We start from the raw sequence: 16399 nt of genomic DNA on the forward strand, positions 1-16399 counted from the left end.
TCCTAAACATGTATCATGGTACGTGAAACCAACACGAGCCGCGTCGATCGACGGTCGTACCTGCGAATCGCGGGGACCGGTGCCATGGTGGGGCTGGCGGGCTGTGGCGGGAACATCGGCGGCGGGGGCGGTGGCGGCGGGCCCGGATCGCAAGTCGAGGACGAAAGCGATCCGGCCGCCTCCTACGAGGGCGTGGAGCTGAACTTCGCGACGAGTTCGAACTACATCGACGCGTGGGACGACCTCGCCGCGGGGTTCTCCGAGGAGACGGGGATCGAGGTGACGGTCACCTCCTACGCCCAAAGCGAGATGCTCACCCAGCTTCTCAACCAGTTCCGGGCACAGGAGGCCTCCTTCGACGCGTTCATCAGCGACGTCATCTGGACGGGATCGTTCATGCAGCCGGGATTCGCTGAGGACCTGGGTCCGTACTTCGACTCCCCGCTGGCGAACGACGACTACGACTACGACGATCACCTGAACGTCTTCGCCGAGAACTACGGCCAGTGGGACGGTACCCGCTACGGGCTTCCGTGGTACGGCGACGTGATGAAGCTCTCAGTTCGCAAGGACGTCCTCGAGGACCACGCCGACGCCTACGAGGAGGAACACGGCGAGTCCATCATGCCCGAGATGTTCGGCGGCTACGAGAGCTACGAGAAGTTCAACCGCGTCGCCCAGTTCATGCACGACGAGGGATGGGACATGGGCCTGGAGGGCCAGCGCGGGTGGAACATCGTCTACAGCTACCCGAACCGCTTCGCCGCCGAGACCGGCGAATCCTCGATGTTGGACGACGAGGGGAACTCCCGGCTCGACATGGAGGGCGCGACGACGGCGCTCCAACACTACATGGACCAGGTCGAGTGGGCGCGCAACCCGCTTTCGACCGGCTACACCCAGAGCCGCGACCAGTTCCTCGACGGCAACACGTGGGCCGTCGAGCAGTGGGGGACCGCGACCGCCAAGTTCATCGACGAGTGGGGCTGGGAGGAGGGCGTTCGCGTCTCCCTCACCCCCGGCGGGTTCCCCAACCTCGGCGGCTGGGGCGTCCTCTTGAACACCTACTCGGACCAGGAGACCAAGGACGCCGCCTTCCTGTTCGCCCAGTGGACCACCTCGAAGGAGATGGACAAATACGCCTTCACCGAACACGGCGTCACGCCGACGCGTCGATCGTCTTTCACCGACGAAATAAAGGAACAGAACCCGCAGGCGCGCTATCAGGACCCCGAGGAGAACCCCGGGATCGAACAGCTCTCACTGCGGCCCCGGAACCCGCAGTACCAGGAGCTGGGCGACACGATGCAGGTCCAGATAAGCGAGGCGCTCTCGGGCAACTCGAGCGCCGAGGAGACGATGCAGAACATCCACGAGGAGTGGCAGGACATCATGAGCGACGACTGATAGATGAGGGCTCTCGACTCCTCAACCGAAGCGGCGCTCCGCGAGCGTCTCGACGACGAGCGGACGATAGCGTGGCTGTTCGTCGCGCCCGCCGTCGCCATGTTGATGCTGGTCGCCATCTACCCGTTCCTGCTCATGATCTACAACAGCCTCTTCGATTTCAATCAGGCCGGGCAGATGGAGGCCTTCGTCGGCCTGGCGAACTACGCGCAGGTGCTCACGGACGGCCGGTTCACGAGCGGGGCGCTCTTCACCGTCGCGTTCGTCGTCATCGTCGTCACCGCGGAGTTCCTGCTCGGGCTCGGCATGTCGCTCGTCATCTACAGCAAGTACGTGAAGCATCGACAGCTGTGGGTCGTCCTCACCCTGCCGCCGATGATGCTCAGCCCCGTCGTCACGGGGTTGACCTGGCGGATGCTTCTCACGCCCGAATACGGGATGGTCAACCACCTCCTCGGCATCGAGATCGCCTGGCTCGCCTCCAGACCGTGGTCGGCGGTGGCGATCGTGGTCTCGGACGTGTGGATGTGGACCCCGCTTTTCGTCCTGGTGTTCACGGCGACGATCCAGTCCATCCCGGACGTCTACTACGAGGCGGCCCGGATCGACGGGATGAGCAAGTGGCAGCAGTTCAAGTGGATCACGCTGCCGCAGATGCGCACGGCCATCGTCATCGTCCTCCTGCTTCGGGTGGTCCGGGCGTTCAAGGTGTTCCCGAAGATACAGGTGCTCACCCTGGGCGGTCCGGGCTCCTACACGGAGTCGATCGCGATGGTGACGTACAACTACGGCTTCCGGTTTTTCGATCTGGGACGGGCCAACGCCGCCGGCGTCCTCTACTGGCTGTTGATGTTCGGCGCGGCCTACCTCATCTTCAAGTCGGTGGCCGAGGACCTCATCTCGCCGGAGGGTGACCACTGATGGACCTGAAGAAGACCTTCAACTACTCCCGGCTCGCGACCCGCGGGGCGGTGGCGGTCCTGTTGGCCCTCTGGATGGTCTGGATCTGGGGTCCCCTCGTGTGGGACCTGTTCGTCGGGCTGTCGGTGGAGCCGCAGACGGCCCCGCCGAGTCTCCTTCCCGACGAGTTCACCTTCGAACACTACCGCAACGTGATCGTCGACGAGGGGATGCCCATCTACATCCGCAACAGCGTCATCGTGACGGCGGTCTCCACGACCGTCTCCGTCGCCGTCGGCGCGCTCGCGGCGTACGCGTTGACCCGCTATGACCCCGGCGACGGACAGGTGAGCTTCTTCATCCTCAGCATGCGCTTTCTGCCGCCCATCGCGATCGCCATCCCCATCTACATGATGTTCGTCGGGATCGGGTGGATCAACACCTGGCGTGTGTTGATGATCGCCTACCTCCCGATCGGGATCCCGATCTCGACGTGGATCATGCTCATCTTCTTCCAGCGGATCCCGAAGGAGCTGGAGGAGGCGAGCCGCGTCGACGGATGGTCCCGGATCCAGACGTGGCGCCGGGTCGTCCTGCCGCTTGCGGCGCCGGGCATCTCGAGTGCCGCGATCTTGACGGCCATCCTGATGTGGAACGAGTACGTGCTGGCGCTGGTCCTCACGACCACCCAGGACGCACAGACGATCCCCATCTACCTCGCCGGGTTCGTCACGACGCGTGGCATCCTGTGGGGCCGGATGGGCGCGGCGACGATGATCGCGATAACCCCCATCGTCATCCTCGCCTTCATCGCACAGGAACGACTGGTCGCCGGATTCACCCTCGAATAACACATGGTAGAAACCACACTCAACGAACTGCGAAAGGAGTACGGAGACGTCGTGGCGGCCGATGACGTGTCGTTGACGCTTCACGACGGCGAGTTCATCGTCCTGCTCGGGCCGTCCGGCTGCGGGAAAAGCACCACGCTGCGGATGATCGCCGGGCTGGAGGAGCCGACGAGCGGGACGATCACCGTCGACGGGGAGGACGTGACCGACATGGGACCGAACAGGCGGGACTTCGCGATGGTGTTCCAGCAGGTCGCGCTCTACCCGCACATGAGCGTGCGGGACAACATCTCCTCGCCGCTCAGAGCGAGCGGCGTCGACGCCGGGACGATCGAGGAGCGCGTCGAACACACCGCCGGGATGTTGAACATCTCGGAGCTGCTCGATCGGAAACCCGGCGAGCTCTCCGGCGGCCAACAACAGCGCGTCGCCATCGGGCGGGCGCTAGTGCGCGAGCCGCGAGCGTTCCTGCTCGACGAGCCGTTCTCGAAGCTCGACCAGAAGCTCCGGATCCAGCTCCAAAAGGAGCTCAAGCGGCTCCAGGAACAGACCGGCGTCCCCACCGTCTTCGTCACCCACGATCAGGAGGAGGCGATGGTGCTCGCCGACCGCATCGCGGTGATGGACGAGGGGAAGCTCCAGCAGGTCGACACCCCGGAGACGCTGTATCGCTTCCCCACCAACGAGTTCGTCGCGGACTTCATCGGCAACCCGACGATGAACTTCTTTTCGGCGTCCATCGAGGGCGGGGAGGCCGTGATCGACGGCGTGACCTACGAGTTCCCCGGCGGCGACGGGGACCTCTCCGAGGTTCGTCGAATGGCCGCCCGCCCGGAGGACGTCATCCCGGTGGCGCCCGACAACGGCGGAGGTCTCCACGCGACGGTCGAGCTCGTGGAGATGCGCGGCTCGACGACGTACCTCATCGTCGACCACGACGGCGAGGAACTCACGGTCCTCCAGCCGGAGGACGAGCGCTTCGAGGAGGGCGACGAGGTGGCGTTGCGCTTCGAGTTCGACGACGTCTCGCTTTTCGACGGCGACGGGGAGCTGGTCCGCCACACCGACGTCGAGGACGAGCCCGTCTCCGCGAACGCCGAGTAGCGAAGGGTTGCCCCTCGAAACCCGATCTCCTCGAGTCCCCGCCGTTCGACCCTCGGCCGCGAGCGGACCACGCGTTCTATATACCGGGACCGTAAGTTGCGGACATGGAGTGGGACGCGTGACCGACCTCGTGACCTTCGGCGAAACGATGTTGCGGCTGTCGCCGCCGCGCGGCGAGCGGCTCGAGACGACCCGGAACCTCGAGGTGCAGACGGGCGGGGCCGAAAGCAACGTCGCCGCGGGCGCGGCACGGCTCGACGTGAACGCGGTGTGGCTCTCGAAGCTGCCGGACTCGCCGCTCGGGCGACGGATCGTCTCGGAGCTTCGAAGCCACGGCGTGCGAACCGGGATCGCCTGGGCGGACCCCGCGGGCTCGCGTACCGGGACCTACTACATCGAACACGGCGGGGATCCGCGCGGCACGAACGTCGTCTACGACCGTTCGGACTCGGCGTTCACCACGATCGAGGCGTCGGAACTTCCCGAGGGGATCTTCGAGAACACGACGACGTTTCACACGACGGGGATCACCCCCGCGCTCTCCGAGGCGGCCGAGCGGACGACGGTCGACCTCCTCGAGGCTGCGGGCGAGGCCGGGGTGACGCGAACGTTCGATCTGAACTACCGCGGGAAGCTCTGGTCGCCGGCGGAGGCGAGGAAGACCTACGAATCGCTCTTCGAACACGTCGACACCCTCTTCGTGCCGCGTCGGGACGCGATCGAGATCCTCGAGTGCGAGGGCGACGCGGTCGACATCGCTCACGGTCTGTTGACCGACCACGACCTCGAGACGGTCGTGCTCACCCGCGGCGAGAAGGGCGCGCTCGCGGTCTCCGACGGCTCGGTCCACGAGCAGGGGACCTTCGAGGCCGACACCCACGACGCGATCGGAACTGGGGACGCCTTCGTCGCCGGGTTCCTCACGCGGCGCATCGACGGCGGCGCCGTTCCCGACGCGTTGCAGTGGGGCGCGGCCACGGCCGCGCTCAAGCGCACGATCGGCGGGGACATCGCCGTGATCTCCCGCGAGGAGGTCGAGTCCGTCCTCGAGGGGGAGTCGGGGATCGATCGATAGCCGGCGAACCACGCCGTCCGCGGCGGGCGACGATCACGCCGTCCGCGGTGGACAACGCTTACTATCGCGCGAGCGCGAGGTGAACCATGCACGTAGCCGTTATCGGCGCGTACGGAAGCGCCGGTGCCGCGGTCGCGGAGGGACTGTACCCGCACGTCGGCGGCCGGATCGACCGGCTGACGCTCGTCGACGACGGGGAGCCGGGGGGAGGACTCTGCATCCTCGAGGGGTGTATGCCCTCCAAGGAGCTCATCTCGGCGGCGACACACCGTCACCAGGGTCGCGTCGACGACCGGCTGACGGGCGAGCCGCACGAACTCGACCTCGAGCGGGTCGTCGCGGAGAAGAACGACCGAACGCGCGGGTGGGCCGGCCACCGCCGCGAATCGATCCACGAGATGGCCGAGGACGAGGACGTCGAGTTCCTCCACGAGCGGGCGCGGTTTCTCGACGACCACACGATCGAGGTGGACGGGGACACGATCGAGGCGGACTACGTCGTGATCGCGACCGGGTCGGTCCCGAACGTCCCGGACGTGCCGGGGCTCGAGGAGGCCGGCTACTACACCAGCAAGGACACGTTACACGCGACGGAACTCCCGGATTCAGCGGTCGTTCTCGGCTTCGGATACGTCGGCCTGGAGATGGTCCCCTACCTCGCGGAGGCGGGCGTCGATCTCACCGTGATCGAACACGACGAGCGGCCGATCGACGAGGCGGACCCCGAGTTCGGCGACGCGCTCCTCGAGATCTACCGCGAGCAGTTCGACGTCGAGATCCGAACCGAGGTCCGCGAGGACCGGGTCGAAACCACGGCGGAGGGGGTTCGCCTCCACCTCCGACGCGAGGACGGCGCCGAAGCCGCAGCCGATCCGGAGCCGGTCGAGGCCGAATCGATCTTCTGTTTCACCGGCCGGGAGCCGAACCTGAACGGGCTGGGACTCGAGAACACCACGCTCTCTCCCGCCGACGATTGGATCGACGCGACGATGCGACCGCCGAACGCGGAGCGGACCTTCGTCGTCGGCGACGCGAACGGCCGCGAGCCGATCCTCCACGTCGCGAAGGAACAGGGGTACAAGACGGCCGAGAACGTGCTCGCACACGCCAAGGGCGAGCCGGTCGAGCCGTACTCGAACGTCCACCACCACGTGATCTTCTCGGGCGCGGCGATCTACCCCTTCGCGCGCGTCGGCCACACGCCCCGATCGGCGGTCGAGGCCGGCCACGCGATCGCGACCGCGACCAGGCGGGCGAGCGACGACGGCGTGTTCAAATCGAAGGACGTCCCCCACGGCCTGGCGCGGCTGGTCGTCGACGCCGAGGACGGGACCGTCCTCGGCTGGCAGGGACTCCACTACCACGCCGACGTGATGGCCAAGACGCTCCAGATGGCCGTCGAGATGGAACTCGACGTGCGCGAGATCCCCGATCGGGCCTACCATCCGACGACGCCGGAGATCCTCGACGGGCTGCTTCGTGAGTGTGCGGCGCAAGTCGACACGGACGCGGAGTGATCACTCCACGCCGGCCGGTCGTCACGGGTCCGTTCGACGGACGCGAACCGTTCGAACCCGGTTTCCGTCGGTCGTCTCCACGGCGATCGAGACGCCGGAATCGGGAAACTCGACGCGGTCGCCGGGCTCGCCGACGCGCCCGAGACGGGCGTTGACCAGCCCCGCGACGGTCTCGTACTCCCCGTCACGCGGCAGCGCGACGTCGAGTTCGAGGACGTCCGTCACCTCCCCGACCGTGACCTCGCCGTTCACGAGCAGGCCGTCGTCGGTGTGGCGAAGCGAGCGCTTCTCGCCGACCTCCGCGATGTCCCCGACGATCTCCTCTAGGACGTCCTCGATCGTGGCGATCCCCTCGGTCTCGCCGTACTCGTCGACGACGACCGCGAGGGGGATCCGCCGCGTCTGCAGTTCGGCGAGGAGCACGTCCACGCGCTGGGAGTCGGGGACGACCACGACCTCCCGGAGCACGTCGTCCAGATCGAGCCCCTCGCGGATCGCGCGTTCGGCGTCGCGGACGTCGACGAACCCGACGACGTGATCGAGGGACCCCTCGTAGACGGGGACGCGCGTGAGCCGTTCGCTCGCGCAGAGTCCGACGATCTCCTCGAGAGGGGTTTCGCGGTCGACCGCGACGACGTTCGGGCGAGGGACGAGGATCTCCCGGACGCTCGTCTCGTCGAGGTCGAAGACGCCCTCGACCATGCGCCGCTCGCGTTCGTCTATGGCCCCGACGCGCTCGCCGGTGGCGACGAGCCGCTCGAGTTCGGCCCGGGTAAGCCCGGGCGGAGTCGCCGTGGGCGAGCCGGTCACCCGTTCGACGACCGAAACGACGCCCTCGAAGACCGTGACGACCGGCGAGAGGACGCGTTCGACGAATGCGATCGGGCGGGCGACGGCGAGCGCGATCCGCTCGGCGTTGGCCACGCCGTAGGACTTCGGGGCGATCTCGCCGACGACGAGGATCAACACGGACATCACCGCGGTGGCGATCGTGACCCCCGCACCCGGACCGTAGGCGGCCGCGAGCGTGGCCGTCGCGAGGCTGGCCATCGTGATGTTGACCACGTTGTTGCCGACGAGGATCGTCACGAGCAGCCGGTGGGGGTCGTCCCGCAGTCGCGCGAGAACCGGACCGTCCGGATCCGTGCCGGCGGAGAGCGCCGCGACCCGGTGGCGCTCCAGCGAGAAGATCGCGATCTCGCTGGCGGAGAAGAATGCGCTCACACACAACAGGATCGCGATGATGCCCGCCGCGACGCCGATCGAGTCCGTGATCATGGCCCACTGTTCGGCGGCGGGTCGGTTATACGGTTCGGCAGCGGGTCGGTGTATGGTCCGACGGAACCGGCTTCGAACCGCGTCCGCGAGCCACGGCGGAGCGGCGACGAACGCGACGAGACGGGGTGGACGTGGCGACTAGACGGAGTAGTAGTACTCGCCGGTCCGCTTCTGCTCGCGGTCCTTCTGGGAGTCGGGTTTGTTGATCCGCGGGCGGCCGGTGCGCTCGTCGCGCCGGAAGGTGATGTCGAGGTCCGAGAGGAAGTCGTTCATCCCCGCGCGCATCTCCTGGGGCGGCTTGGCGTGGCCGTGGTGGGCCGGCTCGCCGTCGAAGACCATGAGCCGGTCGGCGAGCAGGTCGATCATGTAGATGTCGTGGTCGATGACGAGCACGGTCGCGTCGTGGTTCTCCGCGTACCGGCGGATCGCGGTCGTGGCGCGCACGCGCTGTTCGACGTCGAGGTGGGCCGACGGCTCGTCGAGCAGGTAGAGGTCGGCGTCCTCGGAGAGGCACGCCGCGATCGCCACGCGCTGGCGCTCGCCGCCCGAGAGGTCCGTGAGGTTCTGCTCCATGATTCGATCGAGCTGGAGCGGGTCCGCGATCTCCGTGTTCCAGTAGGAGCTTCCGACGCGGTCCGTGATGGACGAGAGGAAGGCGTCGACGCGCATGTGGCGGTCGATCTCGATGTACTGCGGCTTGTAGGCGATGTCGAGCGCGAAGTCCAACTCGCCATCGTCGGGCTCGAGGGAGCCGGCGAACAGCTTCGCGAGGGTGGATTTGCCGATCCCGTTGGGACCCACGATGCCGAGCACCTCGGACTCGTAGATGGTGCCGCCCTCGACGTCGAGGTCGAACTCCCCTTCGCCGTAGGACTTCCGGAGGTCCGGGTACTCGACGAGCTCGTTCTCCTTCGAGGAGACGCGTGGGGCGTGCTCCTCGAAGGTGATCGAGTCCGGACGGATCCGCATGTTCTCGTTGTCGAGGTAGCCCTTCAGGTACTCGTTGATCCCGTTTCTGACGGACTTCGGGTCGGTGATGACGCCGTAGGCGCCGGGTTCGCCGTAGGCGACGTGGAGGGTGTCCGCGAGGAGGTCGAGGATGGCCAGGTCGTGTTCGACGACGAGCATCGACCGGTCGGAGTCGGCCGCCAGCTCGCGAATGAGCCGGGCGGCGGTCATCCGCTGGCCGATGTCGAGATACGGGGTGATCTCATCGAGGAAGTAGAAGTCGGCGTCGCGGGCCAGACACGCGGCGATCGCCACGCGCTGGAGCTCGCCGCCGGAGATGGAGTCGATGTCCTGGTCCATCACCGGAGCGATGTTCAGCCGGTCGATGAGCTCGGAGAGCGCGCCGCGCTCGTCGGTGTGTTCGAGCAGGTCGCGCGTGTTCCCATCGAACTGCTTGGGGATCTGGTCGACGTACTGAGGCTTTCTGGCGATCGATATCGATCCCTCCCGAAGTCGATCGAGGTAGGTCTGCAGCTCGGTACCGCGGAAGCGGTCGACGACCGGCTCCCAGTCGGCCCCCTCGTCGGCTCCCTCGTGGTCGCCGAGGTTCGGGACGAGCTCGCCCGCGAGCGCGTGGACCGCGGTCGACTTCCCGATGCCGTTCGGTCCGAGGATGCCGGTCACGGAGCCGGGCTCGGGGACGGGCAGGCCGTACAGCGAGAAGGCGTTCTCGCCGTAGCGGTGGACGGGGTCCTCCTCGAGCTCGGAGGGAAGGTTGATGATCTCGATGGCGTCGAAGGGGCACTTCTCGACGCAGATGCCGCAGGTCTCGCCCAGACAGATCTCCTCGGAGATGCGGATCTGGTCGGGGTCGCCGTCCTCGGCGTCCTCGCCGCGCATCGTGATGCACTCCTTGCCCGTCCGGTTGGGCGGACAGTAGTTCATGCACTCGTAGTTGCACCGGTCGGGCTGACACCGGTCGAGGTCGACGACCGCGATGCTGTCGTCGGCCATGGCTACAGCCGAACACCCGAGGTCAAAAGGACCGTGTAGGTGATGAACCACAGCGTGAAGGTCATGAACACCACGTAGAGGTTGTCCTTCACGCCGAAGTCCGCAACGTCGACGCCGGCCAGCTTCAGAATGGGAAACTGGACGACGACGAACGCGCCCATCACCACGACGGCCATCGTGGATCCGCCGTTGGCGGGAGAGGTGCCGACGTACCAGGCGGACGCGAGCGCTGCGCCGATGCCGGCCAGACAGGCGATGGTCGTGACGACCACGCCGCGGGCGTGGCCGGTGAGTCCCGAGTCGTCGCTCATACCAACGGGTCCGCTGGCGCCGGTGAAAAGGCGTTCGTTCCGAAGCCGACCCGGGTCGACCCGGGCGAGGCGGGCGACAACGAGCACGAAACGAACCCCGGATGGAACACGCGGGAACGTCGAGAACACGTCGACGAGCCGACCAGCCACATTGGTCGCGCCGTGAGAGCGCGCGCGAGCCGGTTGCCTGACCGATCGGTCAGCCAGGACGGTGATCCGTCGGTTTATAGAGGCAAATACTTCCGCAATTCGCGGAGGACGCACGTCGGAGCGCGCCCAAACGGCCCGGATCGGGAGGATCTGCATGAACCTTTATCACGGTGTGCTATTTCGAGTCGTAACGATGGCTGGAACCGAACAGGGGAGCACCGACGGGACCGAGACGCTCGAGGACCTCCCTCCGAGCGCGAAGCTCGTGTTCAAGGTATTGGAGTACAACGGGGCGTTGACACAGAAGGGGATCGTCGAGGAGTCGATGCTCTCCGCACGGACGGTTCGATACGCGCTCGAGCGGCTCGAGCGGATCGGCGTCGTCGACGAGGACGTCTACTTCGCGGACGCGAGACAGAACCTCTACGAGCTCACGGAGCCGGCACGGGATCCCTCGACCGACGACAAGGAAGCCTGCTGTGCGGACTGAGGCGCAACGACGACCGCCCACCGTTCGAACTACTCCTCGGCGGCGATCTCACGGCTTCGGCGGACGGCCGAACGGACCGTGAGCGCGATCGCCACGAGCGTCCCGGAGGCGACCGCCAGGACGAACGCGAGCAGGAGAAACCACCCCTCGGGACCCATCACGGGATACTCGCGAGTTCCCTGGAAGGGACCCCACAGCTCGAGGACCCGAAACAGGTAGGCAGAAAGCGCCACGCAGGCCCCAGCGATCCCTCCGACGACGGCGTGTCGCCGGACGTCGAGCGCGGCGAGAAACGACACGAGCGGCGGCCGGTCCGGTCGCTTTTCACTCACGTGGGGACGTTCGATCCGCCGCGACATAGACGCATCGGAGCGGCGCGGTCGATCGATCGGACTCGAGCACGCGAACCACTCAAGTGAACCCGGTCCGAACCACGGCCGTGCGATCCGAACCGGGGACATCGGCCACGGGGGAGGGGCGTTCCCCCGTCGAATCGCCCTACGTGGACCTACAAAACCGCCTCGCGGAGATCCCCAGCGATCTGCGGGTTTCGGCCCTCCCGGACGGATCGATCGATCGGCGCTATCGGATCCAAACCGGGGTCGGAGGGGGACTCACCACGCGAGCAGCGCTCGCGACCGCGATCGAGGACGGCCGGAAGTCCCTGCAACTCGTTCCCGAGCGCACGGAACCCGGCGGACAGGCGGTGAACCTGGCGATCGGTGCCCACGAACTGGGAGCGAAGGTCGCACTTTGTGGCCACCTCGACGCGCCCGAGATGCCCGCGTTTCCCTTCGAGACCTATTCGTTCGGAGAGCCCGCGACCGTCAGGGTACTCGACCTCGAGGACGACGCCGTGATGTTGGCCGAGGAATCCGGTGACGTCCGGTCGTGGGGGGCCGCGGACCTCGAGGCGGCCCTCGAGTCGCCCGTCGACCCGCTCGACGCCGACGTGGTCTGTTGGTGCAACTGGGTCTCGTTCCCCCGGACGACGGAGGCGATCCGGATCGCGTCCACCCATGAGGACGACACGATTCGAAACGGGTCGCCGCAGATCCACCTCGTGGATCCGGGCGATCTCGTCGGCAGCGACCCGGACGCGATCTCGGAGCTGCTGGACGCGCTCGGAGAACTACAGGATCCGGAGGCGGTGATCGTGAACGCGAACCGCGCGGAGATCCGCGAGATCGCGGCGGCGATCGACGCGGATCCGTCCACGAGCGATCCTCAAGCACACGAGCGCGAGGACGAGCGTCTCCGTGACGATGACGAACGGCTTCGTGCGATCCGCGATCACGCGGGAATCGCCGGGGTCGTCATGCACGCCGAGCCGCGAGCCGGGATGGCGGTCGGGGACGATCACGTCGTCTCCGTTCAGAACTTCCGGCTCGAGGATCCCGACCGACGGATCGGAGGCGGAGATCGGTTCGGATCGGGATTCGCCGTCGGGCTCGCCGCCGGGTGGCCCGTCGAGACCGCCCTCGCGTGTGGAAACGCCGCGGCGGCGTACTACCTGACCCACGACCGGACCGGCGACGCCGAGGACCTCCGCGCCTTCGTTCGGGAGCGCTCACCGTCGAACGACGACGGTGGCGAGTGAACCGGCGGGTCACGGCAGCCGAGCGTCGGCCCGTCGACGGTCGGTCGACGGTCGACGGCTCGGCCGATCAATGGGCCGACGGATCAGCGCCGTCCGAGGACGTCGCGTTCTCCTCGAGTTCCCCGTAGATGCCGGCGTCGTCCTCGAGGTCATCGAGTCGGTCGGCGAGCGCCGACCCGAGGTCGTAGGTGTCCCGGACCGTCCGCGCGAGGATCCCGTCACGTCGGAAGGCGACCAGAACGGCGACGTAGTCGTCCGAATCGGGACGCAACAGGAAGACCGAACGGGGCTCCCCGTCGTCGAGCCGCTCGTTCACTCGAGCGACGAGGGGTTCCAGCGGAAGCGATCCGTCGGCGAGCGCGGAGAGCGTGTCGCGGCCGGGCGGATCCGCGAACAGGTACAACGCGCCGTTCGGCGTTCCGTCGCGTCCGCGGGTCGTCGTCGAGACCATCGCGTCGCCGGCGGCGCGCGCGTTCCGCCAGGCCTCCCTGGCCGCCTCGAACATACCCGTGACCTCGTCGGCGACGTGGATCCGGGTCTCGCGGACGACCGTGTACTCCTCGATGCGGGCGGTCGCGTCCGACCAGGCGAGCGTGGCGTCGACGACCCATCCGGGCTCCAGCGGCTCGACGTCCGCCGAGTGATCGCCGTCCGCCCGGAGCGGAGCGTACGCCTCGTCGGCGTCGGGGTCGTCGGGATGAACGGGTTCGTCCGGAACCTCGACCAGCGTGAACGCGTCGCCCTCGCGGCGCTGGACCCGAAACCGGCCGACGGTCGTCGGCTGCATGGAACATCGAAACGGGCGAGCGCCAATAAGCGAGGTGATCCGCATTGCGTCGACGGATCCGCACCGTTATGGGGAGCCGAGCCGTAGATCGCCCCACGAATGGGACTTCTCGAGGACAAGGCCAGGGCACGGACGTTCTACAGGTACCTCTCGAAGATCTACGACCGGATCAACCCGTTCATCTGGAACGAGCGGATGCGCGACGAGGCGCTCTCGTGGATGGATCTCGAGGCGGGCGACCGCGTTCTCGACGTCGGCTGTGGAACCGGGTTCGGAACGGAGGGGATCCTCCAGTACACGGACGACGTCCACGGCCTCGACCAGAGCGTCCACCAGATGGAGCGGGCCTTCGAGAAGTTCGGGAAACACGACCGGGTGAACTTCTACCGCGGGGACGCCGAGCGGCTCCCGTTCGCCGACGACACGTTCGACGCCGTCTGGTCGTCGGGGTCGATCGAGTACTGGCCCCACCCGGTCGCCGGGCTCCAGGAGATGCGTCGGGTCGCAAAGCCGGGAGCCACCGTCCTCGTCGTCGGTCCCGACCACCCGAACTCGCGGATCGCACGACGGATCGCCGACGCGATCATGCTGTTCTACGACGCCGACGAGGCCGACCGGATGTTCCGGCAGGCCGGGTACGAGGAGTTCGAACACCACATCCAGCAGGCCAGCCCCGGAAGTCCACGCGCCATCACGACCGTCGCGACCGTCCCGGAGTAGGCGGCGCGCCGCCGCGATCCCTCGTCCGTCGTTGACCGGTCTCGCGTCCCTCCCCGTTTCTCCTCATCTCTCACGCTTCCGTTGCCGTGGTCGAGAGTCGCGCGACCGGCGTCGACCCGGCGTCGATCCGCACCTCGACGGTCGCTCCCGGCGTCGGTACCGGGTCGTTCGTTCCCGCGATCGAAAACGACGCCCGGTCGCCGGCCGAAAGCGTCGTCGTCCCCGCGCTGTTGAACGCGCCGGTCGGGCCGGGCTCGAACCCGCTCGCGGAGAAGAACGGCACCGGCGGCTGCTCGGAGAGCGCCTCGCCGTCGACGCGAACGCTGATACGGACGTCGGAGACGTCGATCGGATCGCCCCCCTCGTGTGAGAGGGTCACCGTCGATTCCTCTACGGTCACGGAGAGGCTGGCGGTCGGCGCAGGGTCGATCGGGTCGGCGGCGCTCGTGACGATCGCGGCGAATCCGCCGCCGAGGACCACGACGAGAAGGAGCAGACAGACGGCCGCGATGGGAGCGAACGCCCGGTCGAAGCGGGGCCGATCGATCCTTCGGGGCGAACGTGGGCGGGGGACGGGCGGAAACACACGCCGTCTGCGTCGGTATCCCTCTAAAACCCTCGTCCCGGGACGGAACACGGGAGGAGGAGTCCGGAGACGCCCCGTACCGAAAGTCATCCGGAGACGCCCGGTACGGGGATCGAACGCGCGGTCGGGAGCCCTTCAGCTTTCGTCTTCGTTCCCCGATTCGGGAGGGGGTATCCGCGGCGGCGTGACGGGGGTAACCTCCGAAACCCACGCGACGCGGGGATCGTCGACGACGGTGGTTCGGTAGGGTCGATCGGGTGAGAGGATCCACAGGCGGCCCTCGGCGTTCGTGGACCCGACCTCGACGCTGTCGTCGTCGCCGGCGGCGACGGTTATCGTGGCGTTCGAGACGGGTTCGCCGCTTTCGACGTCCATGGCCGTCACGCGGACCGGGCCGCCCGGGTAGGTCGCATCGACGGTCACCTCGATGCCGTCCTGGGTCGTCGATCGGCGGTGGGAGTCCGAGAAGGACGCCAGATCGCGGCGCTGGTGTTCGATGAAGACGTCGCCGTCGCCGCCGCTTACGAACGTCCGAAGACGCCCTCCCTCAAAGGGGACGTTGACGCGGGTGAGCCCGTCGGTCCCGAGCGTGTCCGCGGAGAGGCTCCGGTCGTCGACGCGGGGGTACGCGGCGAGCGTTCGCTCGAGCGCGCGCTCGCTCTCGTCCGCGTCGCCGGCGGCGTCCCGGTCCCACCGGTCGCCGCGATAGACCTCTCTGAGGTACTCGCCGTCGTCGGCGTCGATGGCGGCCAACACGGCGACGTCCTCCCGGGTCTCCACGTATATCCGATCGGGCGATTCGCCCGCGCGAAGCGTCTCAAGCGCGTAGGATCGAACCGGCCCGTCGTAGACGCTCAACCGGAAGGCGAGCGAATCGGTCTCGAGCGAGGTTCCGGAGGTCTCGGCGGCGAGCGCGGCGAGCACGTCGAGTCGCGTGCGAAGCGCGTCCGCCGTGGCGGAGATCTCCGCGAGCTCGATGAACAGCTCCCGGTCGGACAGCTCGCCGCGCGCGTGGGCGTCGATCGCGGCCCGCTGGCGCTCGTAGAGGCGGGCCTCGGCGTCCCTGACCTCGGCCTCGGCGGCCACGAGCCGCCGCTGACGCTCGCCGGAGGAGTTCGCGGCCCGGACGTGGGCGATCGCGGCCTCCGTGCGCATCGAGGCGGTCGTACGGGCCGTTTCGATCCGGCTCGCGGGACCGAGGTCGGCGCGATGGTGACCGATGGAGACCGACGTCGCGGAGTCGGACGGCGCGGAAAGCACGTTGATCCACGTGTCGGTCGCGGGGGCGTCCGATCCGTTCTCCGTCGTCCCGTTGCCATCCGTTCCGTCCTCGGTCCCGGTCTGTCGGACGGTCGAGGCATCCACGAGGACGGCATCCGCTCCGCGATTTGGCCCCTCTTCGCGGAGCGGGTCGACGGCGTCCGGCGATCGCTCCGTCAGGATCGCCGGTCGATCGTCGGCCCCGGTCGCGGGTGAGGCCCCCGCAACGGCGAACCCGGCCGTCGCCGGCGCGATCAGGAGGGCGACCGCCAGCAGAACGGGGAGGACCCTCATCGGGGGGAGATCCGGCGGCATCGGTTAAAAAATACACCCATCGATCGGGCGATCGGTGGCGGAGAATCGGGCGATGAAAAGGATTTTGCCGAGCGCACGAGAGGGAA

The 16399-nt window shown here is 67.6% G+C and carries 16 protein-coding genes; 9 read left to right on the forward strand and 7 right to left on the reverse strand.

What is annotated here, in order from left to right:
* The first annotated feature begins 15 nt into the window (after positions 1–15).
* The 6 genes from ACZ5YD_RS07545 (at position 16) to ACZ5YD_RS07570 (ending at position 6854) form a co-directional block, all read left to right on the forward strand.
* Entirely contained in the window at positions 16–1407 is a 1392-nt protein-coding gene (locus ACZ5YD_RS07545; protein ID WP_379739097.1) for an extracellular solute-binding protein, read from the forward strand.
* A gap of 3 nt (positions 1408–1410) precedes the next feature.
* Positions 1411–2328, forward strand: coding sequence for a carbohydrate ABC transporter permease (locus tag ACZ5YD_RS07550; RefSeq protein WP_379739100.1), 918 nt, complete (start codon positions 1411–1413; stop codon positions 2326–2328).
* Positions 2328–3158, forward strand: coding sequence for a carbohydrate ABC transporter permease (locus tag ACZ5YD_RS07555; protein ID WP_379739103.1), 831 nt, complete (start codon positions 2328–2330; stop codon positions 3156–3158). The genes ACZ5YD_RS07550 and ACZ5YD_RS07555 overlap by 1 nt, the downstream gene beginning before the upstream one ends.
* Before the next feature lie 3 nt (positions 3159–3161).
* On the forward strand, positions 3162–4262 hold the full coding sequence (locus ACZ5YD_RS07560; protein ID WP_379739106.1) for an ABC transporter ATP-binding protein: 1101 nt from the start codon (positions 3162–3164) through the stop codon (positions 4260–4262).
* A gap of 109 nt (positions 4263–4371) precedes the next feature.
* Positions 4372–5337 (forward strand): bifunctional 2-dehydro-3-deoxygluconokinase/2-dehydro-3-deoxygalactonokinase, encoded by a 966-nt coding sequence (gene kdgK1, locus ACZ5YD_RS07565; RefSeq protein ID WP_379739109.1) that lies wholly within the window; start codon positions 4372–4374, stop codon positions 5335–5337.
* Between the two features lie 86 nt (positions 5338–5423).
* Positions 5424–6854, forward strand: coding sequence for a dihydrolipoyl dehydrogenase family protein (locus tag ACZ5YD_RS07570; RefSeq protein ID WP_379739112.1), 1431 nt, complete (start codon positions 5424–5426; stop codon positions 6852–6854).
* A gap of 21 nt (positions 6855–6875) precedes the next feature.
* On the opposite strand, the gene ACZ5YD_RS07575 is transcribed toward ACZ5YD_RS07570, so the two are convergent.
* From ACZ5YD_RS07575 to ACZ5YD_RS07585, 3 genes are all read right to left on the reverse strand, one after another.
* Positions 6876–8132: a hemolysin family protein gene (locus ACZ5YD_RS07575; protein WP_379739115.1), complete on the reverse strand. Its 1257-nt coding sequence runs from the start codon at positions 8130–8132 to the stop codon at positions 6876–6878.
* Between the two features lie 138 nt (positions 8133–8270).
* On the reverse strand, positions 8271–10094 hold the full coding sequence (locus ACZ5YD_RS07580; protein ID WP_379739117.1) for a ribosome biogenesis/translation initiation ATPase RLI: 1824 nt from the start codon (positions 10092–10094) through the stop codon (positions 8271–8273).
* Positions 10095–10096: 2 nt separating this feature from the next.
* On the reverse strand, positions 10097–10405 hold the full coding sequence (locus ACZ5YD_RS07585; RefSeq protein WP_379739120.1) for an EMC6-like membrane protein: 309 nt from the start codon (positions 10403–10405) through the stop codon (positions 10097–10099).
* 343 nt (positions 10406–10748) lie between these two features.
* Here ACZ5YD_RS07585 and ACZ5YD_RS07590 point away from each other — a divergent pair, with 343 nt between their 5' ends.
* Positions 10749–11045 carry a winged helix-turn-helix transcriptional regulator gene (locus ACZ5YD_RS07590; RefSeq protein WP_379739123.1) on the forward strand — a complete coding sequence of 99 codons (297 nt, stop codon included), beginning with the start codon at positions 10749–10751 and terminating at the stop codon, positions 11043–11045.
* A gap of 29 nt (positions 11046–11074) precedes the next feature.
* Here ACZ5YD_RS07590 and ACZ5YD_RS07595 read toward each other — a convergent pair whose 3' ends face one another.
* Positions 11075–11404: a DUF7536 family protein gene (locus ACZ5YD_RS07595; RefSeq protein WP_379739126.1), complete on the reverse strand. Its 330-nt coding sequence runs from the start codon at positions 11402–11404 to the stop codon at positions 11075–11077.
* An 80-nt stretch (positions 11405–11484) separates the two neighbouring features.
* On the opposite strand from ACZ5YD_RS07595, the gene ACZ5YD_RS07600 reads away from it, so the two are divergent.
* On the forward strand, positions 11485–12645 hold the full coding sequence (locus tag ACZ5YD_RS07600; protein WP_379739129.1) for a PfkB family carbohydrate kinase: 1161 nt from the start codon (positions 11485–11487) through the stop codon (positions 12643–12645).
* Between the two features lie 67 nt (positions 12646–12712).
* On the opposite strand, the gene ACZ5YD_RS07605 is transcribed toward ACZ5YD_RS07600, so the two are convergent.
* Complete coding sequence (locus ACZ5YD_RS07605) at positions 12713–13432, reverse strand: DUF6663 family protein (protein ID WP_379739132.1); 720 nt, start codon at positions 13430–13432, stop codon at positions 12713–12715.
* A 99-nt stretch (positions 13433–13531) separates the two neighbouring features.
* On the opposite strand from ACZ5YD_RS07605, the gene ACZ5YD_RS07610 reads away from it, so the two are divergent.
* Entirely contained in the window at positions 13532–14152 is a 621-nt protein-coding gene (locus ACZ5YD_RS07610; protein WP_379739136.1) for a methyltransferase domain-containing protein, read from the forward strand.
* Between the two features lie 70 nt (positions 14153–14222).
* Here ACZ5YD_RS07610 and ACZ5YD_RS07615 read toward each other — a convergent pair whose 3' ends face one another.
* A complete protein-coding gene (locus ACZ5YD_RS07615; RefSeq protein ID WP_379739141.1) occupies positions 14223–14738 on the reverse strand; it encodes a type IV pilin N-terminal domain-containing protein in 516 nt (171 codons plus the stop codon).
* 135 nt (positions 14739–14873) lie between these two features.
* Positions 14874–16292: a DUF7094 domain-containing protein gene (locus tag ACZ5YD_RS07620; RefSeq protein WP_379739144.1), complete on the reverse strand. Its 1419-nt coding sequence runs from the start codon at positions 16290–16292 to the stop codon at positions 14874–14876.
* Between the last annotated feature and the right edge of the window lie 107 nt (positions 16293–16399).

Source organism: Halopenitus salinus, assembly GCF_055397165.1.

Bases quoted from the DNA above. Each gene is read 5' to 3' on its own strand.
- ACZ5YD_RS07545 (WP_379739097.1), top strand. From the start codon at position 16: ATGGTACGTGAAACCAACACGAGCCGCGTCGATCGACGGTCGTACCTG.
- ACZ5YD_RS07550 (WP_379739100.1), top strand. From the start codon at position 1,411: ATGAGGGCTCTCGACTCCTCAACCGAAGCGGCGCTCCGCGAGCGTCTC.
- ACZ5YD_RS07555 (WP_379739103.1), top strand. From the start codon at position 2,328: ATGGACCTGAAGAAGACCTTCAACTACTCCCGGCTCGCGACCCGCGGG.
- ACZ5YD_RS07560 (WP_379739106.1), top strand. From the start codon at position 3,162: ATGGTAGAAACCACACTCAACGAACTGCGAAAGGAGTACGGAGACGTC.
- ACZ5YD_RS07570 (WP_379739112.1), top strand. From the start codon at position 5,424: ATGCACGTAGCCGTTATCGGCGCGTACGGAAGCGCCGGTGCCGCGGTC.
- ACZ5YD_RS07575 (WP_379739115.1), bottom strand. From the start codon at position 8,132: ATGATCACGGACTCGATCGGCGTCGCGGCGGGCATCATCGCGATCCTG.
- ACZ5YD_RS07580 (WP_379739117.1), bottom strand. From the start codon at position 10,094: ATGGCCGACGACAGCATCGCGGTCGTCGACCTCGACCGGTGTCAGCCC.
- ACZ5YD_RS07585 (WP_379739120.1), bottom strand. From the start codon at position 10,405: ATGAGCGACGACTCGGGACTCACCGGCCACGCCCGCGGCGTGGTCGTC.
- ACZ5YD_RS07590 (WP_379739123.1), top strand. From the start codon at position 10,749: ATGGCTGGAACCGAACAGGGGAGCACCGACGGGACCGAGACGCTCGAG.
- ACZ5YD_RS07595 (WP_379739126.1), bottom strand. From the start codon at position 11,404: ATGTCGCGGCGGATCGAACGTCCCCACGTGAGTGAAAAGCGACCGGAC.
- ACZ5YD_RS07605 (WP_379739132.1), bottom strand. From the start codon at position 13,432: ATGCAGCCGACGACCGTCGGCCGGTTTCGGGTCCAGCGCCGCGAGGGC.
- ACZ5YD_RS07610 (WP_379739136.1), top strand. From the start codon at position 13,532: ATGGGACTTCTCGAGGACAAGGCCAGGGCACGGACGTTCTACAGGTAC.
- ACZ5YD_RS07620 (WP_379739144.1), bottom strand. From the start codon at position 16,292: ATGAGGGTCCTCCCCGTTCTGCTGGCGGTCGCCCTCCTGATCGCGCCG.